Annotated in this window: 20 protein-coding genes and 2 tRNA genes; 4 read left to right on the top strand and 18 right to left on the bottom strand. The window is 67.6% G+C overall.

Annotated features, from left to right (window positions below; all coding sequences use genetic code 11):
- Positions 1-105 precede the first annotated feature (105 nt).
- Positions 106-942, bottom strand: coding sequence for a translation elongation factor Ts (gene tsf / locus CXQ96_RS11375; RefSeq protein WP_104118170.1), 837 nt, complete (start codon positions 940-942; stop codon positions 106-108).
- A 135-nt stretch (positions 943-1,077) separates the two neighbouring features.
- Positions 1,078-1,989: a 30S ribosomal protein S2 gene (gene rpsB, locus CXQ96_RS11370; protein ID WP_104118169.1), complete on the bottom strand. Its 912-nt coding sequence runs from the start codon at positions 1,987-1,989 to the stop codon at positions 1,078-1,080.
- Between the two features lie 408 nt (positions 1,990-2,397).
- On the opposite strand from rpsB, the gene CXQ96_RS11365 reads away from it, so the two are divergent.
- Positions 2,398-3,063, top strand: coding sequence for a M23 family metallopeptidase (locus tag CXQ96_RS11365; RefSeq protein WP_104118168.1), 666 nt, complete (start codon positions 2,398-2,400; stop codon positions 3,061-3,063).
- Between the two features lie 62 nt (positions 3,064-3,125).
- Here the strand turns inward: CXQ96_RS11365 and CXQ96_RS11360 are convergent, their stop codons facing one another.
- From CXQ96_RS11360 to CXQ96_RS11330, 7 genes are all read right to left on the bottom strand, one after another.
- Entirely contained in the window at positions 3,126-4,316 is a 1,191-nt protein-coding gene (locus CXQ96_RS11360) for an acyl-CoA dehydrogenase family protein (protein WP_104118167.1), read from the bottom strand.
- A 207-nt stretch (positions 4,317-4,523) separates the two neighbouring features.
- Positions 4,524-4,597: transfer RNA gene (locus CXQ96_RS11355), tRNA-Ile, on the bottom strand.
- A gap of 84 nt (positions 4,598-4,681) precedes the next feature.
- Positions 4,682-5,932 carry a glycosyltransferase gene (locus tag CXQ96_RS11350; RefSeq protein WP_104118166.1) on the bottom strand — a complete coding sequence of 417 codons (1,251 nt, stop codon included), beginning with the start codon at positions 5,930-5,932 and terminating at the stop codon, positions 4,682-4,684.
- A 49-nt stretch (positions 5,933-5,981) separates the two neighbouring features.
- The gene (locus CXQ96_RS11345; RefSeq protein ID WP_104118165.1) at positions 5,982-6,857 is read right to left on the bottom strand and encodes a DMT family transporter; all 876 of its coding nucleotides are present in this window, start codon (positions 6,855-6,857) and stop codon (positions 5,982-5,984) included.
- On the bottom strand, positions 6,845-7,468 hold the full coding sequence (locus CXQ96_RS11340; protein ID WP_181036439.1) for a CDP-alcohol phosphatidyltransferase family protein: 624 nt from the start codon (positions 7,466-7,468) through the stop codon (positions 6,845-6,847). Before CXQ96_RS11340 ends, CXQ96_RS11345 begins: the two co-directional genes overlap by 13 nt.
- 113 nt (positions 7,469-7,581) lie before the next feature.
- Positions 7,582-8,397: a phage holin family protein gene (locus CXQ96_RS11335; RefSeq protein WP_181036438.1), complete on the bottom strand. Its 816-nt coding sequence runs from the start codon at positions 8,395-8,397 to the stop codon at positions 7,582-7,584.
- Between the two features lie 146 nt (positions 8,398-8,543).
- On the bottom strand, positions 8,544-9,977 hold the full coding sequence (locus tag CXQ96_RS11330; RefSeq protein ID WP_104118162.1) for a sugar porter family MFS transporter: 1,434 nt from the start codon (positions 9,975-9,977) through the stop codon (positions 8,544-8,546).
- 300 nt (positions 9,978-10,277) lie between these two features.
- Between CXQ96_RS11330 and CXQ96_RS11325 the strand changes: the two genes are divergently transcribed.
- A complete protein-coding gene (locus tag CXQ96_RS11325) occupies positions 10,278-11,507 on the top strand; it encodes a multidrug effflux MFS transporter (protein WP_258059063.1) in 1,230 nt (409 codons plus the stop codon).
- A 48-nt stretch (positions 11,508-11,555) separates the two neighbouring features.
- Here CXQ96_RS11325 and CXQ96_RS11320 read toward each other — a convergent pair whose 3' ends face one another.
- The 6 genes from CXQ96_RS11320 to CXQ96_RS11295 form a co-directional block, all read right to left on the bottom strand.
- A complete protein-coding gene (locus CXQ96_RS11320) occupies positions 11,556-13,061 on the bottom strand; it encodes an SDR family oxidoreductase (RefSeq protein ID WP_104118160.1) in 1,506 nt (501 codons plus the stop codon).
- A 144-nt stretch (positions 13,062-13,205) separates the two neighbouring features.
- Positions 13,206-13,278, bottom strand: a tRNA-Asn gene (locus CXQ96_RS11315).
- Positions 13,279-13,333: 55 nt separating this feature from the next.
- Complete coding sequence (gene dnaG, locus CXQ96_RS11310; RefSeq protein ID WP_104118159.1) at positions 13,334-15,283, bottom strand: DNA primase; 1,950 nt, start codon at positions 15,281-15,283, stop codon at positions 13,334-13,336.
- Positions 15,284-15,404: 121 nt separating this feature from the next.
- Positions 15,405-16,688 carry a deoxyguanosinetriphosphate triphosphohydrolase gene (locus CXQ96_RS11305; RefSeq protein ID WP_104118158.1) on the bottom strand — a complete coding sequence of 428 codons (1,284 nt, stop codon included), beginning with the start codon at positions 16,686-16,688 and terminating at the stop codon, positions 15,405-15,407.
- Between the two features lie 106 nt (positions 16,689-16,794).
- The gene (gene dusB, locus CXQ96_RS11300; protein ID WP_104118269.1) at positions 16,795-17,970 is read right to left on the bottom strand and encodes a tRNA dihydrouridine synthase DusB; all 1,176 of its coding nucleotides are present in this window, start codon (positions 17,968-17,970) and stop codon (positions 16,795-16,797) included.
- 213 nt (positions 17,971-18,183) lie between these two features.
- A complete protein-coding gene (locus CXQ96_RS11295) occupies positions 18,184-19,554 on the bottom strand; it encodes a YibE/F family protein (protein ID WP_104118268.1) in 1,371 nt (456 codons plus the stop codon).
- A gap of 187 nt (positions 19,555-19,741) precedes the next feature.
- Here CXQ96_RS11295 and CXQ96_RS11290 point away from each other — a divergent pair, with 187 nt between their 5' ends.
- Positions 19,742-20,476, top strand: coding sequence for an alpha/beta hydrolase (locus tag CXQ96_RS11290; RefSeq protein ID WP_104118157.1), 735 nt, complete (start codon positions 19,742-19,744; stop codon positions 20,474-20,476).
- Between the two features lie 218 nt (positions 20,477-20,694).
- On the top strand, positions 20,695-21,510 hold the full coding sequence (locus tag CXQ96_RS11285; RefSeq protein WP_104118156.1) for a lysophospholipid acyltransferase family protein: 816 nt from the start codon (positions 20,695-20,697) through the stop codon (positions 21,508-21,510).
- 160 nt (positions 21,511-21,670) lie between these two features.
- Here the strand turns inward: CXQ96_RS11285 and CXQ96_RS11280 are convergent, their stop codons facing one another.
- The 3 genes from CXQ96_RS11280 to CXQ96_RS11270 all read right to left on the bottom strand — a co-directional run bounded on the left by CXQ96_RS11280 (position 21,671) and on the right by CXQ96_RS11270 (position 25,115).
- On the bottom strand, positions 21,671-22,582 hold the full coding sequence (locus CXQ96_RS11280) for a GNAT family N-acetyltransferase (protein ID WP_104118155.1): 912 nt from the start codon (positions 22,580-22,582) through the stop codon (positions 21,671-21,673).
- Complete coding sequence (locus CXQ96_RS11275; protein ID WP_104118154.1) at positions 22,582-23,970, bottom strand: glycine--tRNA ligase; 1,389 nt, start codon at positions 23,968-23,970, stop codon at positions 22,582-22,584. The genes CXQ96_RS11280 and CXQ96_RS11275 overlap by 1 nt, the downstream gene beginning before the upstream one ends.
- Before the next feature lie 182 nt (positions 23,971-24,152).
- Positions 24,153-25,115 (bottom strand): DMT family transporter, encoded by a 963-nt coding sequence (locus CXQ96_RS11270; RefSeq protein ID WP_104118153.1) that lies wholly within the window; start codon positions 25,113-25,115, stop codon positions 24,153-24,155.
- Positions 25,116-25,206: the final 91 nt, after the last annotated feature.

The following is a 25,206-nucleotide window of genomic DNA, read 5'->3' as shown; positions in this document are numbered from 1 at the left end:
TTGCCGGACCCGTTACAGGATACGGCGCGCCTCCCGGGCGCAGGAAAGGGCGGCCACCGGCTGGCGGCCGCCCTTCACCTTCGTGCTGCGGAGCAGGCTCCTGGCCTAGGCTCCGACGCGGAAGCGTGCGAACGCGGTCGCGTTCGCTCCGGCGTCCGCGAGGACCTTGGCGACGGACTTCTTGGCGTCCTTGGCGAATGCCTGGTCGACCAGGACACCCTCCTTGAAGAAGCCGGTGAGGCGTCCTTCGACGATCTTGGCGAGAGCCTGCTCGGGCTTGCCCTCTGCGCGGGCCGTCTCATCGGCGATGCGGCGCTCCGACTCGACGAGCTCGGCGGGAACATCCTCACGGGTCAGGTAGGTCGGCGAGTACGCAGCGATGTGGACCGCGACGTCGTGCGCTGCCTCCACTGCGGCGTCGCCCGAGCCCTCGACGGCGAAGAGCACGCCGACCTGGGCGGGAAGGTCCTTGGACGTCTTGTGCAGGTACGCGTCCACGATCTGGCCCTCGATGCGAGCGATACGACGAACGTCGACCTTCTCGCCGAGCAGTGCACCGGCTTCGATGACGTGCTCGGACACCGGCTTGCCGTCGAGCTCGAACGCGAGCAGGCTCTCGACGTCGGTGGCGCCGGACTGGATGGCCGCGGCGAGCACCTTGTTCGAGAAGTCGATGAACGGTCCGGCCTTCGCGACGAAGTCGGTCTCGCAGTTGACCTCCACCATGACGCCGACGTTGCCGTCGACGCGAGCTGCGACGAGGCCTTCGGCAGTCGAGCGTCCCTCGCGCTTCGTCGCGCCCTTGAGGCCCTTGATGCGAATCAGTTCCAGGGCCTTGTCGGCGTCGCCGTCGGCTTCGTCGAGGGCCTTCTTGACGTCCATCATGCCGGCGCCCGTGCGCTCGCGCAGGGCCTTGATGTCAGCGGCAGTGAAATTTGCCATACGAACTCCTAAGTTGAAGTGGATCTACGAAGAGCTTCCGTGGGCCGTGGCCCCCGGTGCAAGCGTCATGCGATGAACACCTGCGGAACATGCGTAAGGGGCGTGGTTCGACCCACACCCCTTACGCAACGGGAACTACTTGGTGTCGCTGGCGGAGACTTCCTCAGCAGGCACGTCGGCTGCTGCAGGCGCTTCGGCGGCGAGCGCCTCGGCCTCGGCCGGAGCCTGATCCGGGGCCGGCGACTCGGAGGTCGCAGGAGCGGTTGCCTCGGTTGCGGCATCGCCCTCGAGCAGTTCGCGCTCCCACTCGGCCATGGGCTCCTCGGCTGCAGCAGCATCGTTACCGCTGGCGCGGTTGTTGCGTGCAATGAGGCCTTCGGCCACGGCGTCGGCTACGACGCGTGTCAGCAGGTTGACGGCGCGGATGGCGTCGTCGTTGCCCGGGATCGGGAAGTCGACCTCGTCGGGATCGCAGTTGGTGTCGAGGATCGCGACGACGGGGATGTTCAGCTTCTTCGCCTCGTCGATGGCGAGGTGTTCCTTCTTCGTGTCCACGACCCAGATGACGGAGGGGGCCTTCGTCAGGTTGCGGATGCCGCCGAGGTTGCTCTGGAGCTTGGTGAGCTCACGCTTCAGGAGCAGGAGCTCCTTCTTCGTGTGTCCCGAGCCGGCGACGTCGTCGAAGTCGATCTCTTCGAGTTCCTTCATGCGCTGGATGCGCTTGGACACCGTCTGGAAGTTGGTGAGCATGCCACCGAGCCAGCGCTGGTTCACGTAGGGCTGGCCGACGCGCGTCGCCTGGTCGGCGATCGCTTCCTGTGCCTGCTTCTTCGTGCCGACGAAGAGGACGGTTCCGCCGTGGGCGACGGTGGCCTTGACGAACTCGTACGCGCGGTCGATGTATCCCAGCGACTGCTGGAGGTCGATGATGTAGATGCCGTTGCGCTCGGTGAAGATGAAACGCTTCATCTTCGGGTTCCAACGGCGGGTCTGGTGACCGAAGTGGACGCCGCTGTCGAGCAGCTGGCGCATGGTTACGACTGGCATGTCATGCCTTTCTTCAGCAGGGCTTCAGCGCTGTGCGCTGCCTCTGCTTGTTGACGGTTATCTCGGTGCAGACCAGGGTGGTCGGCACTTCCTGGTACCTGGTCGTCGCGGGGACGTCCCCTCCCCTACCGGACTCAGCCGGACCGCGGGGTGGACACTTTGGCAGCCCTCGTGGGCTCCGAATCGCAGGCACGCGTAGTCAGCCCGGAGATCCCATGCCGCATCGATGCCGAAGGCGGGTGCACATGGGAGCAGCAGGCTGCTGGAACAAGTGTACTACAGCGGATGGGCGCGCCCCGGCGGGAACGACGGCCCAGCGGCTCCCCCCGCAGGGCGGGGGAGCGGCACTTTTTCCACATGGATGCTGCGGACGCCCCGGCGCCGGTCGATGACGGGCAGTGTCGATGCATGCCTGTCGCCACGTCGCCGATCGCGCGCACGGCCCGCGCTCCCCGCAGCCGGCCGAGCCACCCCTGCCACCATCCCAGCCACCATCGCCGGCTCTTCGCCCTCGTGCTCTGTCTGGCAGCCGCGTTCGTCAGCGGTTCCGCAGGCCCGGCCACGGGTTCGCCGCCTTTCCCCGTCACCGGGTGGCCCGGCTCTTCCACGCTCCCGGAGCAGCGCGGTCCGGAGGTGTTCGTCCCTGAGTGGTCGTGGCCGCTGGAGCCGGTACCGACGGTGCTGCGAACCTTCGAGAAACCACCCCGGACGTGGCAACGGGGTCACCGTGGCGTGGACCTCTCCACCGGCGCGGAAGAGTCAGCGGCCATCCTGAGCCCCGCGGACGGCGTCGTCTTCTTCGCAGGCACGGTCGTGAACCGTGGTGTGCTGTCGATCGATCACGGCGGCGGCCGGATCAGCAGTTTCGAACCGGTCGAGACGGCCCTGCTGAAGGGTCAGCGGGTCGCGGCGGGCGACGTCGTCGGGGCCCTCGCCACAGCGACGGGCGAGGCCCGGGGGCACTGCGGATTCCCGTGCCTCCACTGGGGCGTGCGGGCGGACGGCGAATACGTCGATCCGCTGTCCTTCGTCATGGACCGCCGCCCATCGGTGCTGCTGCCGCTTGCAGGGTGACCGACAATCCTGCTCAGCCATCCAGCGGGGCGCCGGGTCGGATGCGCCGCAGGTATTCGTTCCTAGACGAAGGCAGCAATCCCTGTGATCGACCTGCCCGCGACGAGTGTATTGATCTCCTGCGTGCCCTCGTAGGAGTAGATCGCTTCCGCGTCGGAAAAGATCTTCGCCATCCCGTAGTCCGTGACGATCCCGTTGCCACCCAGGATGTTGCGCCCTGCCGCCACGCTCTCGCGCATCCTGGCCGTGGTGAAGGCTTTCGCCAGTGCCGACTGTTCATCCTTCGCCTTGCCTGCGTCCTCGAGCTGGGACAGGCGGACCATCATGCCCATCGAGCTCATCGCGTTGCCGAGGATCTGGACGAGCTGCTGTTGCACCAGCTGGAAGCTCGCGATCGGCCGGCCGAACTGCTCGCGTTCGACGGCGTAACGGCGGGCGACGTCGAAGGCGGCGAGCTGCTGGCCCACGGCCTGCCAGCCCACGGCGAGCCTCGTCACCTTGAGGACCTTGTTGGTGTCCCGGAAGCTGTTCGCACCCTTGAGGTGGAAGTCGTCGGACACCACCACGTTGTCGAGGACTATGTCGGCGTTCTCCACGGCGCGCAGGGCGATCTTGTTCTCGATCTTCGTCGAGGTGAAGCCCGGCGTGGTGGTGTCGACCATGAAGCCCTTGACCTGGTTGTCCTCGAGGTCGCGCGCATAGACGACGACCCAGTCGGAGAACGTGGCATTCCCGATCCAGCGCTTTGCCCCGTTGAGTACCCAGGACGTTCCGTCGCGCCGCGCCGTCGTCCGGGTACCTCCGGCGACGTCGGAACCGCCGAGGGGCTCGGTCAGGCCGAACGCCCCGATCTTCCTCATGGCGTAGATGTCCGGCAGCCATTCCTCCTGCTGCTCCCTGGAGGCGAGCGCCTCGATGGAGCCTGTGAACAATCCGTCGTGGACGCCCATGAAGGTGGCGATCGAGGTGTCCGCCCTGGTGAATTCCGCGTGCGTGATGCCGGCGAACAGGTTGGAGTAGCCCTGACGATGGACCGGGCTCACAGGATCCAGTTCGGCGATCCTGGGGATGAGGTCCTTGGGGAACACGCCCTGGTTCCACCACTCGACGGCGTTCGGCCGCACCTCGCGGGCGAGCCAGGCACGGATCTCCTCCAGCCGCGCGCGCTCCTTGTCGGAGAGCAACTCCTCGAACGCATAGAAGTCGCCGCCGGGATACGGGAGGTTGTTGACATCGATCGACGTCTTGCTCATCGGGATTCCTTCGCTCTGGTCATCGGCGACCAGCACTTTCCAGTGGACCGTTGACGAGCGCTCGAAGCGCTCATGGCCCTAGGTTACTCGCCGGTAACTTAGGGCGCCAGTGGATCGAGCGGAGGACTCGGGTCGGGGAATCCCCCGAAACGGACGATGCGCCGCCCGCTGTGAGCGGACGGCGCATCGCGAGGGTCAACCTCGCCGTAGGGCTGCTGGGGCTTGAACCCAGGACAAACGGATTATGAGTCCGCTGCTCTAACCAGCTGAGCTACAGCCCCGAGGAACCGACGGTTCCCGCTGCGCTGCTGCCGGCCTACGCCAGGCATCGAACGCGAGTCCTATTGTATGCGGACGGCAGCGTCCTACCCGCTGAAGGCGGTCCCACTGGGCTCTCGGGCGGCTTCGGCGGTGGAGGAGCCGGCATGGAGGTCGGCGCGGAGCGTCCCGTAGTACAGGCCCTCGAACGTCGCGAGAGTCGCAGAGATGTCGTGCTTGCCGACCAACTCGCGACTCGCGGCTCCCATCTTCCGCTGGTCCTCCTGCGACAGCTCCAGGATCTCCGTGATGCGGCGGCCGAGCTCGTCGGAGTCCCCTGGGGTGAACAGGTAACCGTTCTCGCCGTCGGACACGAGGTGTGGAAGCGCCATGGCATTGGCGAGGAGTACAGGGGTGGACGCGGACATCGCCTCGAGCGTGACGAGCGACTGCAGCTCCGCGGTGCCGGGCTGGCAGAACACCGACGCCCGGATGTAGCTCTTGCGCAGCTCGTCGTCGTCGATCAGGCCCCTGAAGACGACACGGTCACCGATGCCGAGCCGGGCAGCCTGCGCCTGCAGCGCCGGTTTCACCTCCCCGCCTCCGACGACCTCGAGATGGACTCGGAGGTGTTCCGGGGTCTTGGCCACGGCGTCGATCAGGACGTCGATGTGTTTCTCCTCGGCGAGACGGCCGACGAAGAGCACGGTGGGGTGCTCGTGGGGCTCGATCACCTCACCCGGCCGGAGTTCGTACCCAGCCGAGTCGATGCCGTTCGAGACGGGCAGCACCTCGCGCAGGAAAGCGTGGTCGTGCATCGCCTTGGCCGCGAGGGGAGTCGGTGTGGTGACCGCTGCGGCCTTGCTCATCACCTTGCCCATGTCCTTCCAGGAGTTCTTCGCGACGATCCTCTTCAGCCACGCGGGGAACGGCAGGAAGGGATTGAGGTTCTCCGGCATGAAGTGGTTCGTGGCCACCACGCGGATGCCACGCTTCACGGCCTCGTACAGCGTGTACTCGCCGACCATGTAGTGGCACTGGATGTGGACGACATCGGGCTGGACCTGGTCGAAGAGCAGGCTGATGTCCCGCTTGATCTCCCAGGGAAGGCAGATGCGCCAGTAGTCGTGCGTCGGCACACTGTGCGAACGGAGGCGGTGCACCGTCCAGTCACCGCCCGGCTCGGTGTAGCTCCTGCCGTTGGACGCGCGCGGAGCGAGCACGTGCACTTCATGACCGCGTCCCGACATCCCCTTCGCCAGGCGGTAGCCGAACTGGGCCGCACCGTTCACGTTGGGCGGATAGGTGTCCGCAGCGATCAGGATGGTCAGAGGCTTGGAATCAGCCGGGTAACTCACGCGTGGATCCCCTGGGTCGGTGTACTGGGCGGAACTGTGGTGGGTTGCATCAGCGCTGCCTCTTCACGACATCGGGATGATGGCGGGACAGGGCGACGACCCCCACAATAGCAATGAGGGCCGCCGCACCCATCCCCAACGCGGTCACGGTCCGCACATCCGGCTGGAGTTCGTCGAGGATCGTGATGCCCACCGCGATGCCGACCATCGGATCGATGACCGTGAGACCGGCGATCACGAGGTCGGGGGGACCCGTGGCGTAAGCGCTCTGGACGAACCATGCTCCGAGAGCGACGGCCGCCACGAGTGCGACCAGGGTGAGGGGCGGGACATTGAGCAGGAGGCGCCCGTTCGGGTCGAGCAGATGGACGGCGACGATCTTGGTGAGCACGGCAACGAATCCGAAGAGGACTCCGGCTCCCAGGATGTAGGCGAAGGCATTGAGTCGGTGCCTCCCGACGACTGCGAGCGACCCGAAGAGCGCGACGGCGGCACCCAGCAGGAGCACCACGGACAGTTCCTGCGCCGGATCGATGGCGTGGTTCTCCCGCGTGACGTTCACGGCGAGCACGACGAAGAGGGCGCTGCCGGTCACGCACGCGGTGATGGCGGCAACGGTCGGCCGGTTGATGCGGATGCCCTGGTCGCGGGAGTTGACGATCGTCGTGATCACCAGCGCGATCGCCCCGATGGGCTGCACGACGGTCAGGCTTGCCAGGCTCAGGGCGACGACGTTGAGTGCGGTTCCCGCGCCGAGCAGGAACAAGCCGAACAGCCAGCGCGGATTGGTGAGGAGCCGGGCGAACCCGGAAGAACTGAGCGACAGGCCGCCCGTGTTCGCCCGCACGGCGCTACCCTGGCGTTGCGCTCCGAACGCGAGGAAGACCGCCCCCAGCAGGGCCAGCGCTATGGCTACGAGGGGCACGACTGCTGTTCGGCCCGCTCCAGCCGGTACTTGCGGTGGGCTGCGGTGAAGTAGGCGTAGAAGGCGACGAGGTGCAGTACGCACCCCGCGCCGAGCAATCCCTGCGCCACCACGAGGATCCAGTCCTGGCCGAAGCCCTGCACGCGGTGGAGGAGTAGCAGGGGCGCTCCGACGAGCAGCATCGCCGTCCGGATCTTGCCGACGGTCACCACCGGAAGATGCAGTGGCCCGCGGAAGAGGACCAGGGCATTGATGATGAGGACGATGTCCGGGATGACGATGGACCACACCAGCCATGCCGGTGCGATGCCGTCGACGACGAACGTGACGGCGATGACGATGAGAGCCGTCCGATCCGCGACGGGGTCGAGCCACATGCCCACGGTCGACACCTGGTTCAGGCGCCGAGCCACGTAGCCGTCCACCCAGTCGGTGGACCCGATGACCACGAGCGTGAGGACGGCGGCTCCGTACCTCTGCTCGCTGATGAACCATACGAACAACGGGACGCCCAGGAACCGGATGACCGTGATGAGGTTCGGCAGGGTCCACGCCGTCGCGAGTTTAGTGCCCTCGTTACCGGGCCGCGCTCCAGCCCCGATCAGTCTCATCACCCGTGCCTCCCCACCCCATTATGCAGCCAGGCGGTCGCTCCCCCGTGAGGTCCCCCGCGGCGTGCGGGTCCGATCACGGGCGAGCGGCCACCCTTCGACCGTGCCGGGGTCTATCTGCTGAGGAGTCGTCGCAGCATCACGAGCATTGCCGCAACGGACGCAGCGAGGACACTCAGCGGCTTCCAGCGGTCGGCCAGGCTCGTATTGTGCGGGACCTCACGGCGTGCTGCGACCGCAGCCGTCGTGCCGTTTCCCTTCGAGCCGCCGGCCTGTCCTCCGCCCTGTGCCGAGCGGTGCTTCGCCTTGCCGAAGCGCGACTTCACGTCCACGCGGGCACCGAGGGAGTCCCTGGCTTCCGCGATGTGCGTACGGCGCTCGCCCGAGCGTCCGCGCAGTTCCTCGTAGGAAGGAGTCGGTTCCTTGGGCTTGCTGTCCTTGGCGTCCTTGCCGTCGTCGGTGATGCCCGAGTCCTCCTTGGGCTTCTTGACGTCCAGCGTCGCCGGGTCGAAGCTGCGGCCCTCCTTGAGCACGCCGAGGTCGTAACGGATACCGCGGATCGCGTCCTGCGGTACGAGCGGGAGCTGCTTCTTGAGCCGCGAGACACCGATCAGGGCGAGGACCCCTCCGATGACGAGCAACAGGAGGGCGACCAGCAGCGCGGCGAGCCATGCCGGCATGATCTCGGCGAGGCCCATGATTGCTGCGACCACGAGTGCGACGGCGAAGAACAGCACGAAGACGAGGGCTACGACGAGGAACGCAGCCGCGATTCCCGCCTTGATGCCTTTCTGCTTCATCTGCGCGATGGCGATCGAGACCTCATCGCTGACCTGGCGCGGCGTCAGACGGACCAGGAGCCTGATGAGTCCAAACAGCGACAGCGAGCCCGTGGACCGCTTGCCGCGCGTACTAGCCGAGCTGTTCATAGGCCCTGCCTCCATTCGTGAGTGTGTTGCTGGGATTGGCTGAACCAAAATTACCACCGGGCTGCGGTCGGGGCTCCGGTTCCCCGGTCCTGCTCGTGGACAGGACCACGGGCTCGCTGTGCGCTAGGGATATCCTCGGGAAGCGATCAGGCCGGCGTCAGTTCCGCATTGTCCTCGAGGTCCTTGCCCGCGAATTCGGGAAGTTTCGTCCGCACGAAGACGAAGGAGAGCACGGCGAACACGGTGAAAGCCGCGTACATGGTCCAGAGCCCCAGGTTCTCGCTCACCCAGGGGAACGTGAGCGTCACGATGAAGTTGAAGATCCAGTTGACCATCGTGGCGACACCGAGCGCGATGGAGCGGATCCGGTTGGGGAACATCTCTCCGAGGGTCACCCACATCACCGGACCCCAGGTGGCCGCGAAGAAGATGACGAAGAGGTTCGCGCCGACCAGTGCGACGGGCCCCCAGACGCCGGGGAGGGCGATGTCCTCGCCGGATCCGTCGGCCTGCAGGAACGCGGCTGTCGCGGCGAGGAGACCGACGGCCATGCCGATCGAGCCGATCAGGAGCAGTTTCCGCCGACCTACGCGGTCCACGAAGAAGATCGCCACGAACGTCATGACCACGTTGATCACCGACGTGATGACCGACGTCGTGAAAGAGTCGCTCTCACTGAAACCGACGGACTTCCAGAGCGTGGTCGAGTAGTAGAAGATCGCGTTGATGCCCACCAGCTGCTGGAGTGCGGCGATGGCCATGCCGACCCACAGGATGGGCTGCAGCCCGAAGGAAGGTCCCCGCAGGTCGCGGTAGCTCGCGCGGTCCTCGCGCTCGAAGCTCTGGCGGATCTGCCCGATCTTGCGCGTGGTGTCGCTGACGCCGGACACCCGCGACAGGACGCGAGCAGCTTCTTCGTCACGGCCTGCCCGGATCAGGAATTGTGGCGACTCCGGGATGATCAGCGCCAGGACGCCGTAGACGACGGCAGGGATCACACCGACGAGGAGCATCCAGCGCCACGCGGACAAACCCCACCAGAACTCGTTACCGGCGCCACCGGCCGCGCTTGCGAGGGAGGCATCCGACAGCAACGCGGCGAAGATGCCGACCGTGATCGCCAGTTGCTGCACCGACGCCAGCCCCCCGCGCCACTTCGACGGTGCGATCTCGGCGATGTAGCCGGGCACGATGACCGAGGCGATACCGATCGCGAGCCCGCCGACGAGCCGCCAGGCCATGAGGTCCCACTCCGAGAAGGCGTAGGCCGACCCGGCGGAGTTCACCGCGAAGAGGATCGCTGCGGCGACCATGACTTTCTTGCGACCCCAGCGGTCGGCCAGTCCCCCGGCGAACCAGGCGCCGGCAGCACACCCGAGCAGGGTGATGGCGACGGTGAATCCGAGGACGCTCGAGCTCAGCTCGAAGTCCGCCTGGATCGAGTCGACCGCCCCGTTGATGACAGCGGTGTCGAACCCGAACAGGAGCCCTCCGACGGCGGCGGCAACGGTGATCGCGATGACTCTCGCGAGGTGCCGCGGGGATTGCACTGTCTCCGGACCGGCGTCGTGCTCGCTCATGTTCAGCTCTTCCTGCTTGTTCGATTTTTCTTCACCCTACGTCAACCCGAAGCGTGCTTAGCAGCAGCCCCCATCCATCCCGATTCCCCGCTTGCATCTCCGGAGGGTTGACGGTGGACATAGGATAAGAGGGTCATTGATTCGCCCCAGCAACCAAATCGTGCCACGTCGGACGGGCGGTTGCACACTGGAAGCCGCTCCGCCGTCGTCGCCGGGCCGCCCTTGCAGTCGATGCCACCCCCTCGCATCATGTCTCCACGTGATACACCGGCAAGCACCTTCCGTTCGTTAGGCAGCATCTTGAGCACCATCACCCATCCAGGCGACAGCCTCTCCCGCCGCGAGAAGATCATCTACGTCTTCATCCTCGGGACCCTCACGGCACTAGGTCCGTTCACGATCGATCTCTACCTGCCGGCGTTCCCGGCCTTGCAGTCCGATTTCGGCGTGTCCGAAGCCGCTGTCCAGCTGACCCTGACGGGCACGATCATCGGCTTCGCGGGCGGGCAACTGCTCGTGGGTCCGCTCAGCGACAAGATCGGTCGGCGCCTGCCCCTCATCCTGGCGACCACCCTGCACGTCGGCGCCTCGATCGGGGCCGCGTCCTCCGAGGACATCAGCATGCTCATGCTGTTCCGCGTGCTCCAGGGCATCGGCGCGGCGGGCGGGGGCGTCGTCGCGATGGCGATGGTGCGGGATCTCTTCGGCGGCTACACCCTGGTGCGCATGCTGTCCTACATGGCCCTCGTCAACGGCATGGCGCCCATCTTCGCGCCGGTCATCGGTTCACAGCTCCTGCTGCTCTTTCCCTGGCCCGGCATCTTCTGGTTCCTCGCCTGCTACGGGGTCCTGGTCATCCTCGCGGTCGCGATGTTCATCATCGAGACGTTGCCGAAGGAGAACCGCCGCCAGTCAGGGCTGACGGTGGTGCAGCGCTACCGGGCCGTGCTGGGGGACCGCATCTTCATCGGCATCCTGCTCGTCGGCGGGATGAACTTCTCCGGGCTCTTCTCCTACCTCTCGGCGTCGCCGTTCCTGTTCCAGGGTCCCTACGGACTCAACGAGCAGCAGTACGGCCTGTTGTTCGCCATCAACTCCCTGGGCATCGTGGCCGGAGTCCAGATCAGCTCCCGCGTACTGAGGCGGGTCGGCCCGCAATGGGTCATCGCGGCGGCCACGGTCGTGCAGCTCGTCATGGCGATCCTCATCATCGCCTTCGATCAGCTCGGTCTCGGTTTCTGGGGAACCGCCCTCCCGCTCTGGTTCTACATCATGGCGACGGGTTTCATCTTCCCCTGCGTGCAGGTTCTCGCCCTGATCAACAACGGCGCGCAGGCCGGCACCGCAGCGTCCCTGCTCGGTGCCGTGACCTTCGGAACCGCTGGTGTCATCTCGCCCCTCGTCGGGCTCCTGGGCGAGGGCATCGAATCCGCGGCGCCGATGGCGGGTGTAATGGCAGCATGCATCGCCCTGGGCATGGTGTTCCTCTGGACCGTGGTCCGTCCGCGGAAGGTGCCGGCCCTGCAGTAACCGGCCCTCCAAGCAGTGACCCGGCGTCGTAGTCGTCGACGCGGCGGGCTACGCCGCTGCGGACCCGGAGTCCGCCGGAAGGGCCTCGGCCGTCTTCGCTATGTTTCGCGCCATCGATTTGAAGATGAAGCCGTGGAAGGGCAGCACCGCGAGCCAGTACAGGCGTCCGGACAGGCCCTGAGGGAAGAACACGGCGCGCTGGTAGTAGGAACTGCCGGAACCATCGGGCTGCACCGCGAACTCGAGCCATGCGCGGCCGGGCACCTTCATCTCCGCCCGCAGCCGGAGTCGCTCCCCGTGCACGAGCTCCTCGACGCGCCAGAAGTCGAGCGCTTCGCCGGTGAGGAGTTCCTGTGCGTCCCTCCTCCCCCGACGCAGGCCCACCCCGCCTGCCAGCTTGTCCATCCAGCCGCGCGCGGCCCAGCCGACCGGCCACGAGTACCAGCCGTTCTCACCTCCGATGCCCTCGACGACGCTCCACAACGTCTCCGGGGACGCGGTGGAGCTGTACGTCTGCACATCGGTGAACACCGTGTGGCCTGCCCAGTCGGGGTCCGAGGGCAGCGGGTCCGCCTCGCTGTCGACCTGCGTGGCCCCGGCCCAGCTCGTCTCCACCTCTCCCCCGCGCATCTTGCCCAGAGCCAGGTCCACCGACCGCCGATAGCCCGTCAGGCCGCCCTCGGGGGCGGCGATGTGGTCGTCGATGTCATGCTCGGAGGTGACGGCGTCATGCTGCAGGGACTCGATCAGCGGCATCGCCATCGCCCTCGGGATAGGGGTGACCAGATTGACCCAGTGCCCTGCGAGGCGCGGAGTGAGCACCGGGAGTGCGAGGATCCTGCGGCGCGGGAGGCCGGCGGCCTCGGCGTACTGGTTCATCATCTCGGCGTAGGTCAAAACCTCGCGGGACCCGATGTCGAACGTCCTGTTGAGTCCTCCCGGAAGATCGAGTGCTCCGACGAGGTAGTGGATGACGTCTCGCACTGCAATGGGTTCGATGTGGTTGAGGACCCACTTCGGCGCAGGCATCACGGGCAGGACGTCGGAGAGGTGCCGGATCATCTCGAAGGACGCGGAGCCGGAACCGATGACGACGCCGGCCTGGAAAGCGATGGTCGGAGTACCGGAGTCCAGCAGGATCTTCCCGACCTGAGTGCGCGAGCGCATGTGGGTGGACAGCTCGACGCCCTCCGGGTGGAGACCGCCGAGGTAGACGATGCGCCGCACCCCTGCATCCGTCGCGGCTTCGGCGACGGTCGCTGCGATGTCTGCCTCGCGCTTGTCGAAGTCCCGGCCCGATCCCATGGAGTGCACGAGGTAGTACAGGGTATCGACGCCCTGGCTGACCGCACGCATGGTGGCACTGTCCTGCAGGTCCCCCTCCACGATGTCGACGGAACCGGACCAGGGGACGTCCTTGAGCTTCTGCGGGGACCGAACGATCACGCGCACCGTGTGCCCCGCGGCGATCAGCTTCGTGACGAGCCGGCCCCCGATGTAGCCCGTGGCACCGGTCACGAGGATGAGCTTGCCGTCGGTGCCGTCAGTATCCATGCGCTTCAGCCTACGCTCGTGCCCCGCGCCGTCGGGGGCCGGCGCGTCCTCCACCGGCCGCGCTCGCCGGCGCGCCACCCTTCAGGGAGCCCGGGAAAAGGAAACGCCCCTGACCGATGTTTCCACAGGTCAGGGGCGAATTTGCTCCTCCGACTGGACTTGAACCAGTAACCCTTCGATTAACAGTCGAATGCTCTGCCAATTGAGCTACGGAGGAAAGCGCAGGTATTACATTACATACCTTCCGGGGCGAAGTGAAATCGGGCGCCGGCCTACTCCTCGCGGAGTTGCCGCCGTTGCATCTCCAGCTCCATCAGGTCGCGCTGAAGCTGGTTGTAGAGTGCGGGATCATCGGCCGGGTTCATGCGCTGCAACTGCCCGAGCTTGTCCGCCTTCTGCTGCGTGATGCGAAGCTCGGTCAGGCGGTTGAGGATGTCCCGGCAGTAGTTGACCATGGCGTCGGCGTCCTTGGCGGGTAGCGGCCGGACGGCGAGTTCGCTGACCAGGGGACGCAGGACGTCCGGTACCCCCTCCCGCACGGATTCCACCCAGCGTGACAATTCCGTCCCGGCTGCCCCTGCCGCAAGCACAGCAGTGTGCAGCGCCTCGTAGACGGGAACCGTGAACCGTGAGGTCGAGAAACTCTCCCACTGGGCGGCCGTGAGGAGCGTGGGCTGCTGGAGCACCACCTCGAGCGCCTCGCGCTCCATGCGGGCGATAGGGTCACGCGGATCGGGCCGCTCGAAATACGGCTCGTCGGACGAGGGAGCGCCGGGCCCGGCGACTCCGGACGACGCGGGGAGTGGCCGGCCAGGGCCTCCCTGGTGTCCCTGTACGCCCTGCTGCCTGCCGTTCGACGAGACAGCGGAGGCACCGTCCCGGCGAGCGGCTGCAGCGACCGCTCGCGCCACCTGGTCCTCCCCCACGTACTGCATGCCGAGCCAGCGTGAGAGCTCGCGCGTATAGGTGGAGCGGAGTGATACATCCCGTATCTGCGCGACGATGGGGGCCGCGTGGCGCAGCGCCTTCACCTGCCCCTCGCCGGAGGACAGGTCGAAGTTCTCGAAGGACGCCTTGATGGCGAACTCGAACAGGGGACGACGCTCCGCGATGAGCGCACGCACCGCATCATCCCCTCTGGTCTGGCGCAGCTCGCAGGGATCCGCGCCGGAGGCCTCGACTGCTACGTACGTCTGCGAGGTGAACCTCTGGTCCTCCTCGAACGCGCGGAGGGCGGCCTTCTGCCCCGCCGCATCGCCGTCGAACGTGAAGATCACCTCGCCGCCCGTGCCGTCGTCGGACAGGAGCCTCCGCGCGATCTTGATGTGGTCGGCGCCGAAGGCCGTACCGCACGTGGCGACGGCGGTTCCGACGCCGGCGAGGTGGCAGGCCATGACGTCGGTGTAGCCCTCGACCACGACGAGCTGCCTGTTCCTGGCGATGTCCTTCTTGGCGAGGTCGATGCCGTACAGCACCTGGGACTTCTTGTAGAGCGAGGTCTCCGGTGTGTTGAGGTACTTGGGACCCTGATCGTCCTCGTGGAGTTTCCGCGCGCCGAAGCCGACGGTATCGCCGGTGATGTCGCGGATGGGCCAGATCAGGCGGCCCCGGAAGCGGTCGTAGAACCGGCCGGGGTTGCTCGACGAGGCACTGAACATACCGGTCAGCTTCAGCTCGTCCAGCGTGAAGCCCCGCCCGGTCAGGTGGTTGAGCAGCGTGTCCCAGCCCTGCGGGGCGTAACCGACACCGAAGTGCTCGGCTGCGTCGCGGTCGAAGCCCCGCTCCTGCAAGAACTGCCGGGCCGTGCCGGCGCCCTGGGTCAGGAGCTGGTCCCGGAAGAACTCGGCTGCGATCTTGTGCGCGTCCAGGAGGCGCTGACGCTTGCCCACGTCCTCGCGCCGCGGCCCCGTCCCGCCGTCCTCGTAGTGCAGTTCGAAACCGATACGAGCGGCGAGCTTCTCGACCGTCTCGCTGAAGGAGGTGTGGTCCACTTTCTGGACGAAGGAGATGACGTCGCCGCCCTCACCGCAGCCGAAGCAGTGGTAGGAGCCCATCTGCGGCCGGACGTGGAACGAGGGCGACCGCTCGTCGTGGAACGGGCACAGCCCCTTCCACGAGCCGATGCCGGCAGACTTCAACGTGACGTAGGCGTCGACGACTTCCTTGATGTCCGTGCGCTGGCGTACCTCATCGATGTCTTCACGCTTGATGAGTCCGGCCATGGCATTCAGTTTATGCCTGCCCCACGGACACCCTGACCGTGGCTGGAGCAGGTGTGCCCAACGCCTCCCTGACCGGGGGCGGTTCCGGGTACGGGCCGTAGGAACCTCCCGGTGCCGGTTCCTACCAGAGTGCCGGAACCGGTCCGACGATCCGCTCGTGAAGGCTCAGTGCGGATGCGTCCGTCAGCGACGCCACCTGGTCGATGACCACGCGTAGGCGAGCGTCGTCGTCAGAAGCTTCCCGCCAGTCGGCCGCGAACATCGGCTCGAGGTAGCGGTCGCCGTCCGCATGGATCTGCGCCACGAGGGACGCCAGGACCTCGCGCTGGCGCTCGTAGAGCGGCTGGCGGTGGTCCGTGGTCATCACATAGGTGGTCGCCAGTCCCTTCATCACGGCGATCTCCAGGATGGTCTCCTCGGGCACCACCATCTCCGCGTTGTAGCGCGTCAGGGAGTCAGGCCCGTAGATGGCGCGCGTGGACTGCATGGCGCTCAGGCAGAAGCGACCGATCAGCTGGCTGGTCATGTTCTTGAGGGCTGCCATGGACCGCCGCGTACCGTCGGCTTCCCGCACCCAGACGGGGGTGCGCTCCAGGCGCGACAGAGCGGCATCGACGGCGGCGGGGTCGCTGCCCGGCAGGTACCACTGCTGTGTATAGCCGACCACCCGCGCGCGGGCGTCCGCGCTGTCCATCCACCTGAGCTGGAGATGCCCGGCCACGATCGCGTCCTCGACGTCGTGCACGGAGTAGGAGATGTCATCGGCGAGATCCATGACCTGCGCCTCGAGGCACGAGCGGCCTTCCGGCGCGCCGTCCCTGAGCCAGTCGAAGACGGGGAGGTCGTCGTCGTACGCACCGAACTTCGTGGTGCGCTGACCGCTGATCACGGGCGCCGCGGCTGCTGTCCAGGGGTACTTGCACGCAGCATCCAGGCTCGCCCGCGTGAGGTTGAGGCCCGCAGGCCCGCCGTCGGCCTGCAGGACCTTGGGCTCGAGCCGCGTGAGCAGGCGCAGGGTCTGCGCATTGCCCTCGAACCCGCCGATGCCGTGCGCGATGTCGTTGAGCGCCGACTCGCCGTTGTGGCCGAAGGGAGGATGACCGAGGTCGTGCGCGAGGCAGGCGGTGTCCACGATGTCGGGGTCGCAGCCGAGAGTCCTGCCGAGCTCGCGGCCGACCTGCGCCACCTCGAGCGAGTGCGTGAGGCGCGTCCGGACGAAGTCGTCGGTGTCCGGCGCGACGACCTGTGTCTTCGCACCGAGCCGTCGGAGCGCGGAGGAGTGCAGCACGCGGGCACGGTCCCGCTCGAAGTCGGTGCGGTGCGAGCTCTTCGGCGGCTCCTTCACCCATCGTGCTGTGTCCGCGGCGCTGTAGCCGGTGGTGGCGGACAGTTCGGGGAGACTCATGATGCCTTTCTAGCGCAACTGTGAAGGAAGGGCCTGCCCGCTCCGGAGCATGTGGAGCACGGGAGCCCGGACCACCGCGCCGGCGGGAGAGCGCCGGGCACGCGGGTCAGCCGCCGGATACGTCCACCTCGGCAGCGGCGATGTCCGCCTGCTGCGCGGAGTTGAGGACGCGGCCCTCGAGCCAGCGCTCCGGCAGCGCCGTCTTCTTCGGCGAGCCGGCACGGCCGCGGGGTCCCTCCGCATCCTGGCCCGGGTAGGGCGAGTCCTTGTCGAGTTCGTCCAGGAGTCCGCGCAGCACCTCGAGCGTGGGCACGGTGGCAAGCCTGGCTCTCAGGTCGCCGCCCACGACGTAGCCCTTGAAGTACCAGGCCATGTGCTTCCTGATGTCCCTGAGCCCCATCATCTCGCTGCCGAACGTCTCGACCAGGAGTTCCGCATGCCGGTACACGGTGTCGGCAACCTGCCCGAGCCCTGGACGGTACCGCGACGCGCTGCCCTCAAAAGCGTTCATCAGGTCGCCGAAGAGCCATGGACGGCCCTGGCAGCCCCGCCCGATGACGACGCCGTCGACGCCGGTCTGCCGCACCATGCGCACGGCGTCCTCCGCGCTCCAGATGTCACCGTTGCCGAGCACCGGGATATCCGGCAGGGCCTCGCGCAGTTCGGCGATCGCGCTCCAGTCGGCCTTGCCCGAGTAGAACTGGGACGCCGTGCGTCCGTGGAGGGCGACGGCGGCGACGCCGCTGTCTCGGGCGATACGACCGGCCTCGCGGAACGTGAGGTGGTCCTCGTCGATGCCCTTGCGCATCTTGATGGTCAGCGGGATATTCCCCCTCGATGCCTCGCGCACGGCGGTCTGCACGATGGCGGTGAAGAGGTCGAGCTTCCAGGGCAGGGCCGCTCCCCCGCCCTTGCGCGTGACCTTGGGGACCGGGCAGCCGAAGTTCAGGTCGATGTGGTCGGCGCGGTCCTCCTCGACGAGCAGCCGGACGGCAGCGCCCACGGTCTTCGGGTCGACACCGTACAACTGGACGGACCGCACCTTCTCGTCGTCGTCGTGCGAGATGATGCGCATCGACTCCGGGCTGCGCTCGACGAGCGCGCGGGAGGTGACCATCTCGGAGACGTAGAGCCCGCCGCCGTACTCACGGCACAGCCGGCGAAAGGCCTTGTTGGTGATACCCGCCATCGGCGCGAGGATCACCGGCGTGTCCACGGTGATATTGCCGAGCGTGAGCGGCGGAAGGTCGAGTTTGAGCGCGCCGTCGGACGCATCCGGCAGGGCGCCTCCGGTGTCCTCGCGGGTGGCGCCTCGCGTGTCGTCGTGGATGTCGTCGTGGAGGGCGTCGCGGCCACGGTCGCCGGTCGCCGAAGCTGGAAGGGTCGATACTGCAGTCACCCCTCCATTGTCGCAAGGGCCCGCAAATCCGGCGGCGGTGTTCGCTGTCCGCCTCTTCTCCTTGCCGGCCTTCCGCCATGCATTCGCCATGGTTCGTCACGCCTCCGGTTCCGCGGCACGCCGGGCACGCCGCTCGCCGAGTGCCACGAGGCGCTCTCCCGGCGCGAGAGCATGTGCCTCCGCCGTCGCCAGTGCAGCGGGGGTCACTCCGCCGCTGGTGCCGTCGTCGTGCCGCCCACCCATGGCTCTCGGGCCGACCGCCTTGACCACGAGCACCGCGAGGAGGGTGGTCAGCGGGATGGCGAGCACCAAGCCGATCGAGCCGACGAGCGTCCGCACCACCTCCTCCGCCAGTTCGCCGCTCGTGAGCGTGTCGATCAGCGCGCGGTCGTAGAGGGAGACGAGGATCAGCACCGGCAACGCCGCCCCGGCATAGGCGAAAGCGATCGTGTACACCGTCGAGGCGATATGGTCGCGCCCGATCCTCATGGCGGACGCGAAGAGTCGCCGCGCGGAGGTGTTCGGTGCGAGCTCGTACAGTTCCCACACGGAGGAGGACTGGGTGATGGTCACGTCGTTGAGCACCCCGAGGCCCGAGATGATGAGGCCGCAGAGGATGATCGAGGAGATGCTCAGCTCGTCGGACGCGTTCACGAGCGTGTACGCGTTCTCGTCGCCGACCCCGGTCAGGTGGGCTGCATCCGTGGCCCAGGCGGCGAGTGCCGCTGTCACCCCGAGTCCGAACACCGTGCCGAGCAGCGCCGTCGACGTCCTCGCGGAGAAGCCGTGGGCGAAGTAGAGGACGCCGTACATGATGACCACCGAGCCCACGAGCCCGAGCAGCAGGGGCGGCTTGCCCTCCACCAGCCCGGGCAGGATGAACTGCGCCAGGATGACCAGCGCACCGACCAGGCCGATCATGGCTCGCAGGCCCCGCCAGCGGGCGACGGCGATGACCACGACGGCGTACGCGACCGCGAGCGCCATGATCGGGACGGAACGGACGAAGTCCACGAAGACGTAGGGGGCGGCGCCCTGCATGACGTTCGCGAGATTGAGGTAGCGGATCTCGTCCCCCGCCTGCACCGCGTTGGTCTTCGCCAGCTCGGGCGTGACCTCCACGGGGATGATGTCGCCGCCCAGCGTGGGCTGCGTATACGCGATGGTGCACGTCATCGCGGTGCCGCCGGCGTCCACCGTCGTCTGTGAGGACGGGCAGTCGCCCTCGCCCACCTCGCGGACCGTGCCCCGGTCGAAGCTGACCCCTTCCGCCGTCGCGTAGGGATTGGCGACGGACAGCGAACTGCGGTCACCGCTCGGCCAGAGCAGCACCATCGCGATCAGGGTCACTACCCCGAGGGGAACGAGAATGGCCGAGAGCAGCAGGGTGGCCCGTTTGCGCGTAGCGATCGCGGAAGCGGACGGTTGCGACTCGGCGGCGTGGAGGTGGTTGTGGCCCACGGGCATCCCTCGGGTGGTCAAATGGTGGGTGGACAGGACGTAGGGCTCGGCGGCGATGGACCTCGACGAGGCGCACCGGGCACCCTCCGGATTGTACGCAGGATGACGCGCGGAGCCCGGGCGGCGGCAACCTGCAGCGGCGACAGGCGCGTCGTCGGCGGCGATCAGGCCCTCCGGGCGGAACGGACGGCACATGGTACGGCAGGAGAACTTCCCGACCAGCCCCGGTGAACCCTCGGTCGTGATCGGCGGTGCTGGCGCGGGCGTGCGGGGCGTAGCACTCGTCCTCCACGGTGGCCGGGCGGACAGCCTCGACGCGGTACGACCGCAGCACCTCAGTCCGCTGCGCATGCGTCCCTTCGCTGCACTACTGGCAGCAGGAGGAGGCACTCAGGGCCTGGCCGTCTGGTCGCTCCGCAACCGTGTCAGGGGGTGGAACGGCACGGACCAGTCCGCGCTGAAGGACGCCCGATGGGCTCTCGACCGGATTTCCGCAAACCATCCCGGAGTGCCCGTCTACCTTCTCGGTCATTCCATGGGGGGCCGAGCAGCTCTCGCTGCGGCGGAACACCCTCAGGTCCGCGCCGTCGCTGCCCTCGCACCCTGGCTGGAGCCCTCCACCCCGGTGACGCCGGTACGCGGCCGCAGTGTCCTCATCATGCACGGGGACGTCGACCGGTGGACTAGCCCGAGGGCGTCACTGTCCTTCGCTCAGCGGGCCGTGGGCGTCGCACGGGACGTCCACTACGTGCGCATGCTCCGTGCGGGCCACTTCATGGCCCGCAGGATCCCGGTCTGGCATGGCCTCAGCACCTCGTTCCTCCTCCGGCACTTCGCCGAGGACACCGGCGCAGCCGTCGCGGCAAGGGCTCTGGCGCCCTCCGACCCGTTGTATCGGGCACCGAATCCGCTCGGCATGACCGCGTGATCCCGAGTGGCCCTGCCGACGGCAGGTCGACCAGCCCACTGCGCTCGATGGCGAGCAGCCGCCCCCGGTGCTGACAACTCGGCCGTAACCGGCCGACCATGAAGCGCAGGTGCAGCCTGCCGGGGTACAAAGGGTAGAGGAGTGGCACCAGTGGGTTCTCCCAGTGTCCGCGGTAGCTTCGAAGCAGGCCTTGTACGGGCCGGAGAAGGACAACGAGTATGGGATGGAAACCGCGTCAGAACGACCGCATGTACCGGTTCGTCGTCTATGCGGGCAAAACGGTGTTCGCTGCCCTGCGCCTGCCGGTCGTCGTCTCCGGGGCGGAGAACCTGCCTGCCCCTGACCCGCTGAACGGGCGCTCCCGGCGGGCGGTGCCCGGGCGCGGCGCCGTCGTCGCCATCACGCACTTCGGCTATCTCGACTTCGCCTTCGCGGAACTGGTCCTGTGGAACCACGCCCGCATCCAGGCGCGCTACCTCATCTCCAAGCGCGCGGCGGACCACTGGTTCGTCAGCCCCTTCGTGTTCGGCCTCGGGCACGTCGTCACGGACCGGAAGGCGGGGGCGGCGGCCTACGACGACGCCCTCGCGAAGCTGCGCGCCGGGGAGTACGTCGCGATCCTGCCCGAGGCCGGCGTGTCCCGCAGCTACACCGTCCGCTCCCTCAAGACAGGACCCGTCCGGCTCGCGGCCGAAGCGGGTGTGCCCGTCATCCCGATTTCCGTCTGGGGCTCCCATCGGCTGCTGACGAGAGGCCACGGGTTCTCCCTCAAACGCGCCTGGAAGTCGCCCATCCGTGTCCACGTCGGTCCGGCCATCCACCACGAGCCCGGCGTCGACGTCGCCGAGGAGACCGAGAAGCTGCGCCAGGAACTGCAGGACGGCATCGACGCCTGCATCGCCGATTTTCCCGTCACTCCCGAGCCCGGGGCATGGTGGATGCCGGCGCGCCTCGGCGGCGGAGCGATGACGGACGCCGAGCGCGAGGCCGCGGACATCGCCGACAAGAAGGCCGGACGACACGACCGCGGCTGAGCAGCCGGCTGCGCGGAAGGGCCGCCCGTTCTGGGGAGCGTGGCGGCCCTCGCGTCGGAGGCGGCGCCGTGCAGCAGGCACCAGGGTGCGAGCCCCCGGTCCAGCCGGTTCCGGCTCGGCCCGTCGCGGATGAGCCCGTCGCGGCTCGACCGATCGCGGATCAGCCCGTCGCGACGACGAGCGTCTCGGGCGCGGCGAGCCTCGCGGACCCCGTGGCGAGCAGGGGTTCGACGACGGCCACGAGTGCCTCCATCGAGTCATCCAGCTCCAGCTGGATGGGGTACTGGTGCACGAGCATCGCGATCATGCTGGCGACCGCGGCCTGCTGTTCCGAGGGTGACAGCGCGGTGTCGTAGCCCAGCAGCACGTCAGCCGGGTCCTCGGTGCGGGCCTGTGTGTAACTGATGGCGAAGGCCGCGATCGTGCCGCCGTCGTCCTTCGGCTTGTCCCGCAGCACGATCGCGCCTCCGGCGCCGCTCGCGTCACCGAGGAAGAGCTGCTGCGCGCGTCCGAGGGTGATGTCTGCGCGGTCCCAGGCGTGGACGGTCTCGTAGAAGGACGCGAGGGCTCGCGTCAGTTCCACCGATCCCGTGGCCGCTTCCTCGAGCTGGGGCCCTCCGGCATCGTCGAAGGCGGGAGCGGCGAGGGCTCCGGGTGCGACGACGACGAGCCGCGAGCGCTGCAGCGTGCTGAAGCCGGTGGCCTCGGCGAACGCGGCCCCGGTGGTTCCGGGCGTCACCTTCGACCGCAGGGCTGTCACTCCCGACGGCGACGCCGCGGCTTCGTGCTGCAGCATCGTGAGCAGCGTCGAACCGATGCCCGCCCGCCGGTGGTCCTCGGCCACCTCGATGTAGCACCACAACCGGTCCGGATGCAGCGCGGCTCCGTAGACGCAGCCGGCCGCCACCGGGACGCCCTGGTCCACGACCGTGATGCAGCGGTTCCAGGGGTTGTCGGACGGCGTGCGGAAGGAGCCGCGGAACTGCTCGGCGACCGCCGATTCTGGGCCGCCCCAGAGCTGGATGAGCTCGAGGTCGTCCCCCTCCTGCCAGGCGCGGTATTCGAGGGCCATCAGGCTCCGATCAGGCGCGCGGCGAGGTATCCCTGCACCTGGTCGAGGGACACGCGCTCCTGCGCCATGGTGTCGCGCTCACGGATCGTCACCGCCTGGTCCTCGAGGGTGTCGAAGTCCACCGTGATGCAGAACGGCGTGCCGATCTCGTCTTGGCGGCGGTACCGGCGGCCGATCGCGCCTGCGTCGTCGAAGTCGATGTTCCAGCCCTTGCGAAGCTGGGCTGCGAGGTCCTTGGCCTTCGGGGAGAGATCCTCGTTGCGGCTCAGCGGCAGGACGGCGGCCTTGACCGGGGCCAGCCGCGGGTCGAGCTTCAGCACCGTGCGCTTGTCCACGCCGCCCTTCGCGTTGGGCGCCTCGTCCTCGGTGTAGGAGTCGACGAGGAACGCCATGAAGGAGCGCGTCAGGCCGGCCGCGGGCTCGATCACGTACGGCGTGTAGCGCTCGTTCGTGGCCTGGTTGAAGTACCCGAGGTCCGTGCCGGAGTGCTTGGAATGGGTGGAGAGGTCGAAGTCCGTGCGGTTGGCGATGCCCTCGAGCTCACCCCACTCGGATCCCTGGAACCCGAAGCGGTACTCGATGTCCGTGGTGCCCTTCGAGTAGTGGCTCAGCTTCTCCTGCGGGTGCTCGAAGAGGCGCAGGTTGTCCGGGTCGATGCCGAGGTCGGTGTACCAGGAGAACCGCTCGCCGATCCAGTACTTGTGCCATTCCTCGTCGGTGCCCGGCTCGACGAAGAACTCCATCTCCATCTGCTCGAACTCGCGCGTGCGGAAGATGAAGTTGCCCGGCGTGATCTCGTTGCGGAAGCTCTTGCCGATCTGGCCGATACCGAACGGGGGCTTCTTGCGGGCAGTCGTCAGGACGTTGTTGAAGTTCACGAAGATGCCCTGCGCCGTCTCCGGGCGCAGGTAGTGCATACCTTCCTCGGAAGCGACGGGACCGAGGAAGGTCTTCAGCAGTCCGGAGAACTCCTGCGGCTCCGTCCACTGACCCTTGGTCCCGCAGTTGGCGCAGGTGATGTCCTGCAGTCCGTTCTCGGGCGCGCGTCCCTTCTTCTCCTCGTACTCCTCCTCGAGGTGGTCCGCGCGGTACCGCTTGTGGCAGGAGAGGCATTCCACGAGCGGGTCGCTGAACACCTCGACGTGCCCGGAAGCCTCCCAGACCTGACGCGGCAGGATGACAGCGGAATCGAGCCCGACGACGTCGTCGCGGCCGCGCACCATCGTCTGCCACCACTGGCGCTTGATGTTCTCCTTCAGCTCCGCGCCGAGGGGTCCGTAGTCCCAGGCCGAGCGGGACCCGCCGTAGATCTCACCCGACTGGAACACGAAGCCGCGCCGCTTGGCGAGCGAGATGATGGGATCGAGTGCGGACTTGGCTGCTGCCATGGTGTTTCTTCTCCAGTTCTGTGCAGGCCGCTGGGTGCGGTCCGCCGGTGGGGGGCGCGTTCTGCAGTCTGTTCCGCCGGGCTTGCAGGCGGGAAGCTACGCCGCAAGCCTACCGGGTCCGCTTCCTGCGGCTTCAGCTGATACCGGGCTGCGGAGGAGGAATTCGCCGTCGTCGCTCGGCGTCAGGTCCTGGGTCGTCCAGGCCACGGCAACGTCGTGAGGATGATGGCGGCCAACGTCAGCAGCGTCCCGGCGACCGTCGCGAACACCACGATCGTCCCGGGAGCAGGAACCACCAGATCGAGCAGGAGTGATCCGACGAGCTGTCCCCCGATCATGCACAGGCCGGTGAGCAGGACCCCGAGGCTCCTGACGAGCAACGCACCGAGGGCGATGAAGACACACCCCATGGGTCCGCCAAGGTAGTACCACCACTCGGAGGGCAGGGGGTTGCCGGGCCCGGCGATCGCAAGCTTGACGAGCCAGGCCGCCACCAGGACGACCGTGCCCGCGATGAAGTTCATCAGTGTGGCCGCGAGGGGCGTCCCGTAGTGGAGCGACGCCGTCCCGTTCATCGCCTGCTGGAAGCTCATCAGCACCCCGGCTGCGACCGGGAGGAGGACGGGGATCAGCCAGCTCGACATCTCCCCTGCTGCTCCGAATCGGGGGGACACGGCCCAGACGACGGACAGTACCGTCAGGACGACGCCGATCACGCGCATCGGTGTCGCTGCGCGCTTGCCCCCGGGCCCGATGCCCGCGCGGTCGACCAGGAGGCCGCTGAGCGACTGCCCCATGACGGCTGCCACGGTGAAGAGGGCGACGCCGAGGACGCCGATCGTCAGTGACTGCGAGAAGACGAAGAACGCGCCGATCGCTCCAGCCGCCACGTAGTAGGGCGGGAAGCGGCGCTCGCGCACGGAAGGGATGATCTGCCGCGCTCCGGCGCGGGCACCCGGCAGGACGAGCGTGATCGCGACCATCAGGATCAGGCCTGTGCCGAAGCTGATCAGCGCGGCGGCGATGCTGTCGTCGAGCACGGTGCCGAGCGCGCCGTTGATCCTGCCCTGCACAGGCATCGCGAGCCCTGCGGCGAGGGCGAGGGGAAAACCGACTACCGGAGGGACCACTGGCGCATCAGACACCCGTACAGCCTAGTTGTACGGGGTCAGGACGTTGGTTGCAGTCGGCTGATCGGGGGGTTGCCTCCGAGGGCTGAGTGGCGTCGTCCAGTGT

Origin of the sequence: Arthrobacter sp. B1805, from assembly GCF_002929745.1 — a bacterium.
GTDB lineage: Bacteria > Actinomycetota > Actinomycetes > Actinomycetales > Micrococcaceae > Arthrobacter_D.
The sequence above is the reverse complement of the archived record's forward strand: the minus strand, read 5'-3'. Positions and strand labels throughout refer to the sequence as shown.